Source organism: Mucilaginibacter yixingensis (assembly GCF_041080815.1).
Lineage (GTDB): Bacteria > Bacteroidota > Bacteroidia > Sphingobacteriales > Sphingobacteriaceae > Mucilaginibacter > Mucilaginibacter yixingensis.
This window is the reverse complement of record NZ_CP160205.1, coordinates 3,904,075-3,918,975: the sequence shown is the minus strand read 5'-3', so window position 1 is coordinate 3,918,975 and position 14,901 is coordinate 3,904,075. Positions and strand designations below refer to the sequence as shown.

Here is a 14,901-nt window from a genome sequence, read left to right as displayed (position 1 = left end):
TTTTTGGTGAGTGATATTTGCGTGAGGGTTTTGCATGGGGGTGCCACAAATATGTGGCTCTACGAAACGCGTCAGGTGTCTCTTGTTGGCATACCTGAAACCAGTATTCTGAAAATCTTGAGAAATCCGTTAAATCCTGGTTCAAATAAAAAAAGCGACGAGTCCTCCTCGTCGCTTCTCAATTTTTTTCTTTTTTTCTGACTTTCGGTCTTTTCTGACTTCCGGACTAACGCTTATCCTAAATATGATTTCAGGATCTTGCTGCGCGAAGTATGTCTCAAGCGTTGCAGGGCCTTGTCTTTAATCTGACGTACACGCTCGCGGGTAAGATTGAATTTTTCGCCAATCTCTTCCAGTGACAGCGGGTGGTTGGTGCCCAGACCGAAGAACAGCACGATAATTTCGCGCTCGCGCTCGGTAAGGGTAGAAAGCGAACGTTTGATCTCTTCTGACAATGATTCATTGATCAGGATAGAGTCAGTATTCGGCTCTTTGTTTTCCAGTACGTCAAGCAAGGTGTTTTCTTCGCCCTGAACAAACGGGGCATCCATAGATACATGGCGGCCAGAGTTGCTCAGCGTATCGCTGATCTTGTCTACCGTTGTTTCCAGAATGTCTGCCAGTTCTTCTGGTGATGGCTCGCGCTCATACTCCTGCTCCAGTTTAGAAAAAGCTTTGCTGATTTTACTTAGTGAACCTACCTGGTTAAGCGGCAAACGCACAATACGCGATTGCTCTGCAATAGCCTGCAGGATAGACTGGCGAATCCACCATACTGCGTATGAAATGAATTTAAAACCTTTGGTTTCATCAAAACGCTTGGCTGCTTTTATAAGGCCTAAATTGCCCTCGTTAATCAGGTCGCCCAGTGTAAGGCCCTGGTTTTGATATTGCTTAGCTACCGATACCACAAACCTTAAGTTGGTTTTGGTTAAGCGCTCTAATGCCGCCTGGTCGCCCTCGCGGATCTTTTGAGCTAAAATTACTTCTTCTTCGGCGGTAATCAGGTCAACCTTACCAATCTCGTGCAGATACTTGTCAAGTGATTGTGACTCACGGTTGGTAATGGATTGGGTTATTTTGAGTTGTCTCATCTATTAATACTACCTCGATTCTTTTGATTTAGAATAGAACGTGCAAAGGTACGATTTTGTTACGAAAAATAACAACTCGTTTTGATTATGTCAACAAAATGACTAAATAAAAATCTGCTTAACAGCAGGCTTTTACACCACGCACGCCGAACCCGGTTTGTTGTGGCCGTAAAAGTAGGCAATTCTTTCTGTCTGCCTACTGATTTTTTGAAAATAAGGACCGTAGGGTCTTTTAAAGGTTGTGCAGATCGAAGTTTCTGCTGTCTGGGGTGCTGTCACTGTACTTGTTTTGGGGTTCAAAGCTCTTGATTTAACTCGATATTTAGATAAAATTTATTGAAAATCAATAAATAAGTTTTGAATAATGATAAATGTTTGTTTTATTTGTTCACCGAAACCTTAATCTGTTATGAATAATTTATCCAATACAACGTAGCTCAGTTTTTGATACTCTTTGTGTTATTAACCGTGGGCATTTATTTATACAAATGCGCCGTTAAAAACAAGCTGGAACAGGCATTAGCCATTTAATATACTTAACCTTTACCTAACACAATAGATTATGAACGAGTCGATCGCAGAGTTTAAACAACGTTATCCGCTAATGGTGCTGGCTCTTATACTGTCGGTGGCATTTTTTTATTGGCGCTCTCATGTAACGCTATCTTCCGGCATCACCCTAAAGGTTACAAATGTTGGGCCGGGTATTATGGATAAACATGCAGATCTAAAAGAGCGGGGAAGTTTTGTATCAGGGAGAGACGGTAATTTATACTGGAAACCCAAAAGCCTAACGGAAGCTATGATCCTGAATTGTATAAAACCTGGTTATGGGTTAGATATGTTTGATATTGTTGGTGTGCTAATAACCATGCTTTGCGTGATTTACACTTTTATGGATTCAAGAGGCGATGTGGTGTTTACCCCAAAAATGGCGACTGGTTTTAAGTTAGTTATTTTTGTTTTTGTATGGGAAGGGATGCTAAGCACGGTGGGGAGAGACATTCTTGCAGAAAACTACCTGCCTTATATTACCAACGGACAATTTCGGGTTAATTATGATTATAAAATAAATTCATACTACTTCATGGTGCTTGGATTGATGCTGGTTTTAGCCCGCATACCCAAAAGCGGCCTTGATTTGCAAAAAGAACAGGATTTAACCATATAACCTATACCTTATCACATGAATGATTCTTTTATTAACCCGAAAAGTATAAAGCAGGTGCTTTCCTTTGGTTTAATCATTTACCTGTTTGTGTACATTCTTCTTCTTTTTCTTGTGTATTTAAAACCGTCTAGGCATGTGGTTGTCGTCAGCCAAACTCAGGAATTTGGGGTTATTCAGATTGACCATATAAAATACCCTACAGCATCCAGGTGGAACAATGCTTCGCTGCAAACCGAGGCCCACAACCCGCTGGATTATATTTTTTTGATACAGGGCAGTCAATTTTTAGACGATAGTTTAGCCTCCATCGTTATGAAACTTACCATCGCTTTTTCAATTGCTTTGTTTATAAAAAGGTTTGATTTTGATAGCCCTTTTAATGTGAAATATTTCAAACTGGGGTATCTGATTTTTAAATTATACATTGCTTATTGGGTGGTAGATTTTCTATCCAAATGTTATACCTCTTATTGGGTGAAAAACTATTTTCACGGCAGCAAGGCATATCAGGTTCCTTATAACCTCCATGATTTGGCAAATGCCTATTGGTACAGCTATGCGTTTTATGTAGCTGTATTCTCAACCATATTATCTCTCTATGCAAAGGCAATAAACAATCGCCGGGAGATAGATTTAACCATCTAAGCATGCCCATAATAGTTAATTTAGACGTAATGATGGCCCGGCGCAAAATGTCGCTGAATGAGTTGAGTGCGCGGGTGGGTATCACGCTGTCTAATCTTTCCATTCTTAAAACAGGCAAGGCCAAGGCCATCCGTATAGAAACGCTGGAGGCTATCTGCAAAGCGCTGGACTGCCAGCCGGGAGATATTTTGGAATATCGGGCCGAGGAGAAGGAGTAGTAGAGAGTACCAGTAATAATTGAGCGCTGGGTGTCATCCTAAGCTTTGTCGAAGGGCGCGCAAAGGCCTTGTTAACCCACAGCGCGTGTTTCGACAAAGCCCAACATGACACCCCTTTTCATGTTTCCTACAATTCGCTCAACTTGAAAGTTTCCATCACTCTAATACCTTTTTCGGTTTGCTGTAAGGTACAACACTCGTTCACAGCGTCATGCTCCAGGTAAAGTATCCAGTTGTTATCCAGTGCTTCGTTCCAGTATTTGTGACGCTCGCTGATTGTGGTGAGTGGGAACATATCATAACCCATTACGTAAGGGATGGGCAAATGGCCGACAGACGGCAGCAGATCTGCCGCGTAAAGTACTTGTTTGCCTTTGTAATTAATCAGCGGCAGCATCATGGCGTCGGTATGGCCGTGTACAAAGCGGATCTTGAAATCGGGCGTTAGCTGCACATCGTCCTGTGCATCAATAAACTTTAGCTGACCGCTCTCCTGGATCGGCATAATGTTTTCTTTCAGGAAGGATGCTTTCTCGCGCTCATTAGGGTTCACTGCCCAGTCCCAATGGCGGTTGTTGCTCCAGTAAGTGGCGTTTTTAAAGGCAGGCTGCAGTGTCTCTCCGTTGCGCTCTACCGCGCCGCCCACGTGGTCAAAGTGCAGGTGAGTTAGAAACACGTCTGTAATATCATCGCGATGAAAACCCAATTTGGCCAGTGATTTATCCAGTGTGGCTTCGCCATGAAGGTAATAAAAACTAAAAAACTTTTCACTCTGCTTGTTGCCAATACCGGTGTCAATCAGCGTCAGCCGGTTGCCGTCTTCTACCAGCAAGCAGCGCATGGCCCAGGTGCACATATTGTTCTCGTCGGCAGGATTGGTTTTTTGCCAGATAGTTTTAGGCACCACGCCAAACATGGCGCCGCCGTCAAGTTTAAAAAAGCCGGTATCGATGGTATGGAGCGTCATTTTAGTTTATGATTGATGGTTCATAGATCATGCTGAGTGCAAAGTACAAATTGTACGTGTACAGACACAATATTTTGTATCAGTTGTTAGGGGGATATTAGTCAACTTATTACATTTGAAATAACCAATACATCGGTCATGTTTTTCCATAAACCGTGATCTATAAACCATAAACCAACGACATGAACAAAGTAGTAACCAATGCTGATGAGGCTATAAAAGATATTCAGGATGGCGCGGTGCTGATGCTGGGCGGTTTCGGTTTGTGCGGATTGCCCGAAAATTGTATTGCTGCCCTGGTTAGAAAAAACGTTAAAGGTTTAACCTGCATCTCTAACAATGCCGGGGTTGATGATTTTGGTATTGGCCTGATGCTGAAGCAACGCCAGGTAAAAAAGATGATCTCGAGCTACGTAGGCGAAAACGCCGAGTTTGAGCGTCAGCTATTAACCGGTGAGTTAGAGGTAGAACTCATCCCACAAGGTACGCTGGCCACCCGTTGCATGGCGGCAGGTTATGGTATGCCGGCTATTTTTACTCCCGCAGGCATTGGTACCGAGGTAGCCGTAGGTAAAGAGGTGCGTAACTTTAACGGTAAAGATTACCTGATGGAAATGGCTTTTAATGCTGATTTTGCCATTGTAAAAGCCTGGAAAGGCGATGCTGCAGGTAATTTGATCTACCGCTCAACCGCACGCAATTTTAACCCCGTAATGGCCATGGCCGGCAAAATTACTATTGCCGAGGTGGAAGAATTGGTACCTACCGGTGAGCTTGATCCCAACTATATCCATACGCCGGGCATCTATGTGCATCGTATTTTTCAGGGGAAGGATTATGAGAAACGGATTGAAAAGCGGACAGTAAGGAGCGCGGAGTAGGCAATTCCACTCCTGTCATTTCGAACGAACAGCGCGTGGGATTATGAAGGGCGTGAGGAGAAATCTTAGACGCTTGATAAGCCACTTGCCTGACTTGGGGGCTAAGATTTCTCTTCCGCGCCCACACCACACAAAAGCCTCCGCTCGTGCTCATCGAAATGACATAGGGTGCTTCTATCACTCACTACATCTGATCCCTTACCTCCAGCAGAAACTTTTTCAGATTCTCCAGGGTGGTAATCATGCTTTGGGTGTCTTTGGTATCGTTTGAGTTTTTCTTGAGGTGCTCTTTGGCGCCTGCCAGGGTAAAACCTTTGTCACGGATGAGGTGGAAGATGATCTTCAGGTTCTCTACGTCCTCGGGGGTAAAATAACGGTTGCCTTTTTTGTTCTTCTTAGGTTGAAGAATATCAAACTCCTTTTCATAATAGCGGATCAGCGACTGATTAACGTCGAACATGGCCGATACTTCGCCCATGGTGTAGTACATTTTATTGATCTCGCGTTCTTTATAAGGCATACACGCAAATATAGTCAGAAAGTCGGCAAGTCCAAATTTGGGGGCTATGGTACTGTTGCTCTTAGTAGTAGCAGTTGCTGGTCAGAATGGTGAAGGTCAGCGTGAAACCGATGTAGAAATAGGTGTCGTTTTTCTGAGAGTCGCCGCGCTGTGAGCCGGCAGTGCCCAGATAAACGCCGGTGCGCTCGCCCGATCGGTCCGACAGGGCAAGGGCGGTTGAGTTAGTAAATAAAGCTTTATTGGCATAGGTGCCGCTCACATCATCCAGGTAATCGGTACGTACATAACGGTAGCCGGCGCTCAGGGCAATGTTCCAGCTCGATGCAAAGTTGTATTTGATGCCGCCGCCGTAGGGTATTACCAATGTAGATCGGGCGTAATCGCCGGTCTGGCCTTCGGTGCGTAGCGGACGCAGATCATAAGTTTGGCCCTGATATTCTGCCTGCGGATTAAAGCTGGTGAGGCCAATACCCAAAAACACAAAAGGAGAGAAGCGATATTTGTAAGGATCGTATCCCGGCATGTATTTCATAAAGTTGAACTCGCCCATCAAACTCAGCTCATCCAGTTGGCTGTGAAAACTCAGGTTGCGCTCAGGTTGTCCGGCTTTTGAAGAGCTGTCTGCCGCAGCAATTTTTCCATGCGTATAGGCCAGCTTAAAAGCAAAGTATGGGTTGAAATTGCGTTGAATAGATACCCCGCCCGCAAGTCCCGAAGTTTTATACAGATTGCGCGTATCCAGATCGCCCTGGTAACCGGCGCCGCCGATAAACAGACCGGGCTCCCAGGTTTGGGCGTTTGCGGTAAAAGCAGAAAGCAGAAAGCAGAAAGCAAAAAGCGTTTTAGGGAAGACAAAAGATTTTTGCTTTGCGTCTTTTAAGCAAGCCTTTACTCCATACCTGTTTTTACCGCTATTTTTCAACTTAAAGATTTACCAGATTACTAAGGTCGTTTATTTTGAGTTAACAGGAAAGCACATTGGCAGTTATGCGAACTAATGAAGTAAATGCCTTTTACCTTTCGCCTTTATCCTTTCGCCTCAAATATTAATAGTTGCGCACATCAATGCCCCACAACAGTTTTTGTCTTAACGTAGAGAGGTAACTTTCATTGTTCAGGCGCAGCAGATTCATTTGAAAGCCGGCCTTTTCAATTTTAAAGCGTACGCGTTCTTCCAGTACGTAGGTGCGCGAGTCGCACGAGATGAGGTAGTTGGCGCTTCGGTTCTCTACTTCAAAAGTAAGCACTACGTTATCCGGCAATATCACCGGGCGCACGTTAAGGTTGTGCGGTGAAATAGGGGTAATGGCAATACTGTTTGATTGCGGGAAGATGATTGGTCCGCCGCAGCTTAGCGAGTAAGCGGTTGAACCGGTAGAGGTAGAGATGATGATGCCATCACCCCAGTAAGAGTTCAGGATCTCGCCATCCAGGTAAACGTGAACGGTAATCATAGCCGAGTCATCACGCTTGTGGATGGTGATATCGTTCAGCGCAAAGTTGTCATTGCCAAATACCGGCGAATCACAGCTGATGCTCAGCAACTGGCGACTATCATGTGTAAACTGGCGGTGTACCACGGCATAAATCGCGGCAGCAATATCATTACGGTTCACACTGGCCAAAAAGCCCAGTCGACCGAAATTAATGCCAATAACCGGGATGCCGGTGTCGCCAATTAGCGTCACCATGTCTAGCAGGGTGCCGTCGCCGCCAATGGTCAGAAAAACATCTATCAGTCCTTTCAGTGCAACGCCGGTTTCCAAAATATGGTAGTTGGGGGCGGTCACCCTGTCGGCCAGAAAGGCATGCAGTTGGTGGTGCACGTAAATCTCCACCTCGTGCTGGGCCAGGTTATCAAAAACCTGTTGTATGTATGGTAAAGTGGTATCGTTAAACTGCCTGCCGTATATAGCTATGTTCATGCGTTTATATGTTCAGGTAATTCATCAGCGAATCGTAACGGTCTTTAGAGCCGTCATCATGGTCTGAGTGATTAAAGGTGGCCTTGATCTCGTAGTCGTAACGTAAGAAGGTGGCCGTAATATTTGATATGTCGAGTTTATTTACTTTCAGCGTAACCTCCAGCTTGGTAGAGTCTGGAAATGAGCGGATGTAGGAGCTGAGGATCTGTGCGTTGTCAGACTCTACAATCTGCGCCATGTGCGCCAGCGAGTTGTTTTTGTTGCTAATCTCCAGCACAATAATGCCGCCTGGCTCTGCCGATGAGGTGAGCTGCGCAAAGTACGCCGTCATGGCATTGATGCAAATCATGCCAGCGTAATTCTTATTGGTATTGAGCACAGGCACAATGGTTAGCTTCTGCTCATAGAACAGACGGATCACATCATAAATATGCTGATCTTCCAGTACGTAAGGATTGATGAGCGAGAGCGCCAGTGCGCCGATAGGCTGCTCATAATCGGTCTCCTTCTGAAAATCGTCCTCAGAAATCAGGCCCAGAAACTGCTCTTCGTTTACAATTGGCAGGTGTCTTACCCTAAACTCTACCATACGGTCAAGCACTTTCTGTATCGTGTCAGAAGTGTGAACGGGGTGAATTGTTTGGGCAACCATTTCAATTGCAAGCATGGCGGTTGTTATTTTAGTTTTTCTAAAAATGGTTCAAGCAGCTCATTAAACTCATGCGGGCGCTCCATCATGGCGGCGTGTCCGCATTTGTCTATCCAGTGCAGCTCTGAATTGGGCAGCAACTGGCTAAATTCTACCGCAACATCAGGCGGCGTAATCTTATCGTTTTTACCCCATATTAACGAAACGGGGACGGTTATCTTATGCACTTCCTTTGCCATGTTATGACGGATGGCCGATTTTGCCATAGCCAGGATACGTATAACACGGTTACGATCGTTAATTGTTTCAAATACCTCATCAACCAGCTCTTTAGTGGCCGTTGCAGGGTCATAAAACGTAAACTCCACCTTCTCCTTCACAAAATCATAGTTCTCACGGCGCGGAAATGATCCGCCGAAGGCGTTCTCATACAAACCAGAGCTGCCGGTAAGCACCATAGCTTTTACATGCTCGGGGTGTGCCAGGGCATAAATTAAACCAACGTGCCCACCTAACGAGTTGCCCAGTAAAATTACTTTATCAAACTTTTTATAGTTGATAAACTTGTTTACGTATTTAGACAAACTTTTAACGCCAGTTGTGAGCAGCGGCAGATCATAAATAGGCAACATGGGTATAACCACGCGGTATTTATGCCTGAATTTCTCGATCACGTGCTCCCAGTTACTCAGCGCGCCCATCAGGCCGTGCAATAATAACAGAACCTCGCCTTCGCCTTCGTCAATAAATTTAAACCCGTTTTCTTCTTTAAGTACGAGATCCATAGTGCTAAAGTTGTCCTTTAAAAAAAATAATGCAACGGGCCGTTCGGTTGAAATGTTAAACGGGCCATCGCCTATAAAATTAGATGATTACGGTTTACTTACAATAACAAAAGCAAAATTATGCCAGTAATTGTTTTACCAGTTCAGAAATGGTTTTGCCATCGGCTTTACCGGCCAGCTCTTTGTTGGCAGCGCCCATTACCTTACCCATGTCTTTAACTGATGATGCGCCTACGCGTACAATCAGATCTTTCAAAAAAGCCTCAATTTCTTCGCGGCTCATTTGTTTGGGTAGGTAGGCTTCAATCACTTCCATTTCTTCTGCCTCAATTTTATAAAGGTCTTCACGGTTTTGAGCCTGATAGATATCTGCCGATTCTTTACGTTGTTTTACCAGTTTTTGCAGTACGCGAATTTCGGTCTCGGCATTTAAATCTTCCGACGCCCCTTTTTCTGTACGGGCCAGCAATAAGGCCGATTTAATAGCACGTAAACCGCGCAGGCGGGCTTCTTGTTTAGCCAGCATGGCTTGTTTAATATCCTGATCTATCTGGTTAATGAGTGACATGTTAGTTTATGTTTAGTGCGTGGATGCTGAATCGTTTACAACAACCGAAGCGACAAAGGTAATGATTGTTGTATAGTATAAAAGTTAAGGTTTTGTTTTGTGTGGACGAGTGCTACTCCGCCTTAAAGGTTTTGTACAATTGCCACACGCCGTCTTTCTTTTTGTAGACCGATAGATTTGCGCTTTTTGATGCCTTACTCAGGCTATCGCCCGCAGATACTTCTTTATCGATATTAAAAGTTGCAGCAGAAATAGCACTTACGCCTGGCTTGCCATCTTTTTGCAGGGCGGTGTAACTGATCTTATAGTTGCCAGGCGCACCCTCCAGTTTAGTGACCACGCCGGCAATAACTTCATCCTGTATTTTTTTGTTGTAGCTGATGGTGCGCATGTTGGCATAAATAAAGGCGCCCGTCATAACAGCTACCACTAATACGCCCAGTACAATTTTTAGTTTTCTCATGATTTCTTAGTCCGTAAGTCGGAAAGTCCGGAAGATATTGTCATTCTGAGCGATAGCGAAGAATCTCTGCGGACAAGTAATTTGGACCGTCCTCAGAGATGCTTCGTGCCTCAGCATGACACATGTTTTAATAATTTTTTCCTTCACTCATTTGCTGTTACTCCTGCTTCCTGAAAATATTTGCTCCGCCTGATTGTGCTGTTGGCATCAGCAACAAATCATTCACATTTACATGTGGTGGGCGCGAGGCGCAGAACCAGATGGTTTCGGCTACATCGGCAGCTACCAGGGGTTCAAAACCTTCATATACCTTTTTAGCGCGATCTTTATCACCCTTGAAACGCACTTCAGAAAATTCGGTTTCTACAGCGCCAGGATGCACAGCGGTTACCTTAATTCCGTGTGGCAGCAGGTCAATACGCATGGCTTTGTTCAGTGCGTCAACCGCGTGTTTGGTGGCGCAATACACGTTACCATTGGCATAAACCTCTTTGCCGGCTATTGATCCCAGGTTGATGATGTGCCCGAAACCGTTAGCAATCATCCAGTTAGATACTACTTTGCTTACATACAGCAGGCCTTTTACGTTGGTGTCAATCATGCGGTCCCAATCGTCATAACTGCCCTCGTTAATGGGCTCCAATCCCTGGCTCAGGCCGGCGTTGTTAATCAGCACGTTTACTTTCTTCCATTCTTCCGGCAAGTTCTCCAGGTTGCCGACGGTGGTTTCGCGGTCGCGCACATCAAAATTGAGGATGCGTACGTTAACGTTATACTCAAACTTCAGAAAATCAGCCAGTTTTTCCAGTCGGTCCATCCGGCGACCGGTAATAATCAGGTCATAACGCTCACGTGCAAAAACGTTGGCGCAAGCCTCGCCAATACCCGAGGTTGCCCCGGTAATCAAAGCAATTTTAGCCATAGGTGATATAGAAATATGCGAACGAAATTAGAAAAATTGTCTGAACTTGGATTTATAGGATTTTAAAGATTTATAGGATATATTAATAAAGTAAATACAAATGATCTTTGTATCTCCCTAGGCTCTATAAAAACGCAGTACTCTCTGTGTTTAAATAATTATCCAGTAAATCTTTAAAATCCTATAAATCCTGGTTCAAGACTTACTCAAAATAAAAACTAAACCGTAAGCTATGTAAAAACAGCTTATCTATTGGTCGGGAATAGGGGGTGTCATCCGGAACGATGATGTTGCCGAGCGAGTTGGAGATGCGCAGCTCTGGCGAGAACTTAAAGAACTCGAAATAAATATCGCAACCTATACCGGCTTCGTAAGAGGCAAAGTGACTGGCATTTTTAATCAGTTTGTCCTCCGGCGATAGATCGCGCTCGGCTTTTTTGGTAGAGATGGCGGCAGAGTATTTAAGGCCACCCATTACATACATGCGAAAATTGCCCAACCGGTCTGACTTTAGTTTCAGCGTCAGCGGTACCTCTACCATTGTAGTTTGCACCTGGCGTTCCAGAAAGCCGTCTTTTGTTACCTCAGAGCTGGGGTTGGCGTTTGCGCTATAATAGCCAAACATTAATGAACGGTCTGAGAATACCAGCAGCGGCGTAGAGCGCACTTCCAGATGTTCTGTTAAACTATAGCGAGAGATAAAACCCACTGCTAAACCCGGACTGCTTTTTGACGTGATGCTGGCCAGCGGGCCAACCAACGTTTGCCCCGTTACGGGATCTGGGTAAGGTGCCTGCCAGTTAGGGTTTTTAATGATCTTGTAATCATTAGAAACGTATTGAAAAGTAAAGCCAAAGCTTAAATCGCGTTGATCTGCCCCGCCGCCCCATGCTGGTACCACTTGCTGCGCAAACGAAATCTTGCCGCAAAGCATCAGTAAGGTTAATAATAGCGGGGTAAATCTTTTGATCATTTAACGCCTGTATAAATGGAACAGATACCAAACGCCAAAGGCCTGTTTTTGGTATTTTTAAAGCCAACCTTATCCATAATTGCGGTGAAATTCTTTCCATCCGGAAAAGCCGCTACCGACTCTGGCAGATACGTATATGCCCGTGCATCTTTAGAAAATAGCTTGCCAATGCCTGGCGTAATATAATTAAAGTAGAAGTTATATAGCTGTTTGATAGGGAATGCTTTTGGTTTAGAAAACTCCAGCACTACCGCTTTACCACCCGGTTTCAACACGCGAAACATATCGGCCATGCCTTTTTCCAGGTTTTCAAAATTACGGACGCCGTAAGCTACAGTAATGGCATCAAAAGTACTATCGCTGAAAGGTAGTTTTTCTGAGTCACCCAGTTTAACCTCGAAGCGATCGCTCAATCCGCGTTTGGCAATTTTTTGCTTCGCGATGTCGAGCATGCCCTGCGAGATATCCACGCCCGTAATTTTTTCGGGGCGAAGGATGGATAACGCCTCGAAGGCGAAATCGCCGGTACCGGTGGCCACATCCAGAATATGCCGGGGCTGATCGGCCTTTAACTCATTGATAGCTTTTTTGCGCCAGATAACATCGATGCCTAACGACAGAAAATGATTCAGAAAATCATACGTTTTGGCAATGTTGTTAAACATATCAGCTACCTGTTCTTTCTTGGTAGCCTGTTCATCCTGGTAGGGCGTTACGGTTTTGCTCATATATATAGACGGCAAAGATAACCAGGATTAAACGAATTTTTAAGATTTACAGGATTTTGAATGTACGGGAACTTATGTCCTAAGTTGCTAACTATACGAAGATATGTCATCTCGACCGTTGGGAGAGATCTTTTCGGAGCAAAATGCCGGGATGTATGACCGAAAAGATCCCTCACATTCATTCGGGATGACATATCTTTTGATATACTTATTTATTGTTTCTCCATATCCTGAAAATCCTATAAATTCGTTCAATCCTGGTTCTAATCCTGGTTTTTATGCTGGCCACGCACAAAGGCGAAATACCTTATCTCATTTACCTGCTGCCATTTATGGCAGGTGTGGCACTGGCTTTAAATGTGCCGATGCTGCCGTGGTTAAAAGCTGCCCATATCATCTTTCTGTTTACCACGGTTGTTTTCATCGGCTTCAATCTTTTTTATCGAAGTTTTAAAGTTTACCGGTTTACTTGGACCGGTGGCCTGCTGCTGCATATTGTCCTGTTTACAGCCGGCATCATTACCACGGTTAAATTTGATGATCGGCAGGTATCAACCTATTTTGAAAAACTGCCGGCCGGCAAAATGCTGCTGCGCATTAATAGCGAACCGCAGTTTAAAAATGGCTTTATAAGGTTTACGGCATCAGTTAAAGCGGTTGGTAAACGGGCCACTTCTGGGAATTTGCTGGTCAGTCAGCCGGTAGATAGTGCGCATGCAGCGCAATACAATTATGGCGATGAGGTGGTGATTCCTGGGCAGTATCGCGCTATTGATCCTCCTTTTAATCCGGCTGAGTTTAATTATAAGCAATACCTGTCTCGCCAAAATATTTATGCGCAGGCTTTTCTGCAACCCGGCGAGATAGTGGTAATTGCACACAATACCGGTAATCAGTTGGTAGCTTACTCATTGCACTTGCGTCAGCGGATGATCAGCCTGTTTAAGCAACACATGCATAGTAAAGAAGCCATTGCCGTAGCCTCAACATTGATATTAGGCTACAAGGCCGAGCTGGACGATCAGGTGCTGCAGGCCTATGCACAAACGGGCACCATCCATGTGCTGTCGGTTTCGGGTACGCACGTGGCTATTGTTTTCTGGTTAATCAGTTGGGTATTGGGTTTTCTTGGTCGCGGGCGTTTCTGGCGGTTAACGGCCGCTACGGTATCGTTTCTGCTCATTTGGTATTATGCGTTGCTGAGCGGATTATCGCCCGCGGTTTGTCGGGCTGCTGTGATGATCAGCTTTCTCATCATCGGTCAAAATTTTAACCGGCAAATCAATACGCTAAATCTGCTGGCTGCATCAGCTTTCTTATTGTTACTTATAGATCCGTTTTTACTAGCCGATGTAGGCTTTGAACTTTCGTATCTCTCTGTTGCCGGATTGATTGTTTTTCAGCCTGTAATCTACAACAGGTTTGATGTGCAGAACCGTTGGTTAGATAAATTGTGGATAGCTTGTTCGGCATCGTTGGCGGCGCAGGCGGCTACCTTTGCACTTAGCGTCTATTACTTTCATCAGTTCCCGGTTTATTTCCTGGCGAGTAATTTGTTCATCGCTATACCATCGGTGCTGATTATGTATGGTGGCATGCATTACCTGCTGGTGTCGGCCATTGGCGTACCGCTGTTTATTAAACCCATTGCTTTTTTGTTTGAGCAAAGCATTTTGCTGATGGACCATGGCTTGGCGTTTATTGCGCACCTGCCTTATGCCTACACCTCCAAACTATGGATAACCAATGCCGAGCAATGGCTGCTATTTTTGCTGACCGTATTGGTATGCTGTTTGTTTTACTATAAAAAGTCGGTTTTTCTTCATCTGGCTTTGATTTGCCTCTTGTTTTTCAGCGCAAGTGTAAGTTGGCGAAAGATAGAAATGCAGCAATCATCAGCCTTAACATTTCTGAATTTAAAGAAACATACTGGCGTTGTTTTCAGGCAGGGCAACAGGGGAGTGGTGTTGACTGATTTGGCCGATACCGATAAAGCGTTTAAGTATTCCGTTCAACCCTACCTGGATAGCAGCGGTATCAGGCAGGTTAACGTCATTGGGTTGGATAGGGATATCGCAATCGCTTTTCTTTGCAAAAAGAAAAATCTGCTACGGTTTCTGGACAAAAATATTTTGATGGTAACACCTACACTGGTTGGTATTGATAAAGGCCGTACGGCTAATGTTGATTATTTGTTTGTAGCGGGCAGCCCTCATCCAGATTGGCAATATCTGCGCCGCCAGTTTAGTTATCAGCAGGTTATCGCAGCATCAAACAATTCAGAGCGCTTGCTGGATACTTTGGCGAAAGGTGCTGCAGGGACGGAAATAAAAATAAATGCGCTGAAGCGTAACAAATCCATAATAATTGTGTCTAAAAGATAATTGTAGCG

The 14,901-nt window shown here is 44.6% G+C and carries 17 protein-coding genes; 5 read left to right on the top strand and 12 right to left on the bottom strand.

Annotated features, from left to right (window positions below; all coding sequences use genetic code 11):
• Positions 1-233 precede the first annotated feature (233 nt).
• Positions 234-1,094 carry an RNA polymerase sigma factor RpoD/SigA gene (locus ABZR88_RS15895; protein WP_107826388.1) on the bottom strand — a complete coding sequence of 287 codons (861 nt, stop codon included), beginning with the start codon at positions 1,092-1,094 and terminating at the stop codon, positions 234-236.
• A gap of 604 nt (positions 1,095-1,698) precedes the next feature.
• Here ABZR88_RS15895 and ABZR88_RS15890 point away from each other — a divergent pair.
• From ABZR88_RS15890 to ABZR88_RS15880, 3 genes are read left to right on the top strand one after another with little or no spacing between them, the layout of a single operon-like run.
• Complete coding sequence (locus ABZR88_RS15890) at positions 1,699-2,265, top strand: hypothetical protein (protein ID WP_146166439.1); 567 nt, start codon at positions 1,699-1,701, stop codon at positions 2,263-2,265.
• Positions 2,266-2,280: 15 nt separating this feature from the next.
• Entirely contained in the window at positions 2,281-2,910 is a 630-nt protein-coding gene (locus tag ABZR88_RS15885) for a hypothetical protein (RefSeq protein ID WP_107826390.1), read from the top strand.
• 2 nt (positions 2,911-2,912) lie between these two features.
• A complete protein-coding gene (locus tag ABZR88_RS15880; protein WP_107826391.1) occupies positions 2,913-3,128 on the top strand; it encodes a helix-turn-helix transcriptional regulator in 216 nt (71 codons plus the stop codon).
• A gap of 127 nt (positions 3,129-3,255) precedes the next feature.
• Here ABZR88_RS15880 and ABZR88_RS15875 read toward each other — a convergent pair whose 3' ends face one another.
• Complete coding sequence (locus ABZR88_RS15875) at positions 3,256-4,095, bottom strand: MBL fold metallo-hydrolase (RefSeq protein ID WP_107826392.1); 840 nt, start codon at positions 4,093-4,095, stop codon at positions 3,256-3,258.
• A gap of 182 nt (positions 4,096-4,277) precedes the next feature.
• On the opposite strand from ABZR88_RS15875, the gene ABZR88_RS15870 reads away from it, so the two are divergent.
• Positions 4,278-4,976 (top strand): CoA transferase subunit A, encoded by a 699-nt coding sequence (locus tag ABZR88_RS15870; protein WP_107826393.1) that lies wholly within the window; start codon positions 4,278-4,280, stop codon positions 4,974-4,976.
• A 184-nt stretch (positions 4,977-5,160) separates the two neighbouring features.
• On the opposite strand, the gene ABZR88_RS15865 is transcribed toward ABZR88_RS15870, so the two are convergent.
• From ABZR88_RS15865 to ubiE, 10 genes are all read right to left on the bottom strand, one after another.
• Entirely contained in the window at positions 5,161-5,496 is a 336-nt protein-coding gene (locus ABZR88_RS15865) for a MerR family transcriptional regulator (RefSeq protein WP_107826394.1), read from the bottom strand.
• A gap of 61 nt (positions 5,497-5,557) precedes the next feature.
• Complete coding sequence (locus ABZR88_RS15860) at positions 5,558-6,418, bottom strand: DUF6089 family protein (protein WP_170113513.1); 861 nt, start codon at positions 6,416-6,418, stop codon at positions 5,558-5,560.
• Between the two features lie 124 nt (positions 6,419-6,542).
• On the bottom strand, positions 6,543-7,421 hold the full coding sequence (locus tag ABZR88_RS15855; protein ID WP_107826396.1) for an NAD kinase: 879 nt from the start codon (positions 7,419-7,421) through the stop codon (positions 6,543-6,545).
• A 4-nt stretch (positions 7,422-7,425) separates the two neighbouring features.
• The gene (locus ABZR88_RS15850; protein WP_107826397.1) at positions 7,426-8,088 is read right to left on the bottom strand and encodes a CBS domain-containing protein; all 663 of its coding nucleotides are present in this window, start codon (positions 8,086-8,088) and stop codon (positions 7,426-7,428) included.
• A gap of 8 nt (positions 8,089-8,096) precedes the next feature.
• Positions 8,097-8,855 (bottom strand): alpha/beta fold hydrolase, encoded by a 759-nt coding sequence (locus ABZR88_RS15845; protein ID WP_107826398.1) that lies wholly within the window; start codon positions 8,853-8,855, stop codon positions 8,097-8,099.
• A gap of 118 nt (positions 8,856-8,973) precedes the next feature.
• Positions 8,974-9,423 carry a GatB/YqeY domain-containing protein gene (locus ABZR88_RS15840; RefSeq protein ID WP_107826399.1) on the bottom strand — a complete coding sequence of 150 codons (450 nt, stop codon included), beginning with the start codon at positions 9,421-9,423 and terminating at the stop codon, positions 8,974-8,976.
• 112 nt (positions 9,424-9,535) lie between these two features.
• On the bottom strand, positions 9,536-9,886 hold the full coding sequence (locus ABZR88_RS15835) for a hypothetical protein (RefSeq protein ID WP_107826400.1): 351 nt from the start codon (positions 9,884-9,886) through the stop codon (positions 9,536-9,538).
• Between the two features lie 157 nt (positions 9,887-10,043).
• Positions 10,044-10,808 (bottom strand): SDR family NAD(P)-dependent oxidoreductase, encoded by a 765-nt coding sequence (locus tag ABZR88_RS15830; RefSeq protein WP_107826401.1) that lies wholly within the window; start codon positions 10,806-10,808, stop codon positions 10,044-10,046.
• A gap of 202 nt (positions 10,809-11,010) precedes the next feature.
• Positions 11,011-11,781, bottom strand: coding sequence for an outer membrane beta-barrel protein (locus ABZR88_RS15825; protein WP_107826402.1), 771 nt, complete (start codon positions 11,779-11,781; stop codon positions 11,011-11,013).
• Complete coding sequence (ubiE, locus tag ABZR88_RS15820) at positions 11,778-12,509, bottom strand: bifunctional demethylmenaquinone methyltransferase/2-methoxy-6-polyprenyl-1,4-benzoquinol methylase UbiE (RefSeq protein WP_107826403.1); 732 nt, start codon at positions 12,507-12,509, stop codon at positions 11,778-11,780. The genes ABZR88_RS15825 and ubiE overlap by 4 nt, the downstream gene beginning before the upstream one ends.
• 278 nt (positions 12,510-12,787) lie before the next feature.
• On the opposite strand from ubiE, the gene ABZR88_RS15815 reads away from it, so the two are divergent.
• Complete coding sequence (locus ABZR88_RS15815) at positions 12,788-14,893, top strand: ComEC/Rec2 family competence protein (RefSeq protein ID WP_107826404.1); 2,106 nt, start codon at positions 12,788-12,790, stop codon at positions 14,891-14,893.
• The last annotated feature ends 8 nt before the right edge of the window (positions 14,894-14,901 follow it).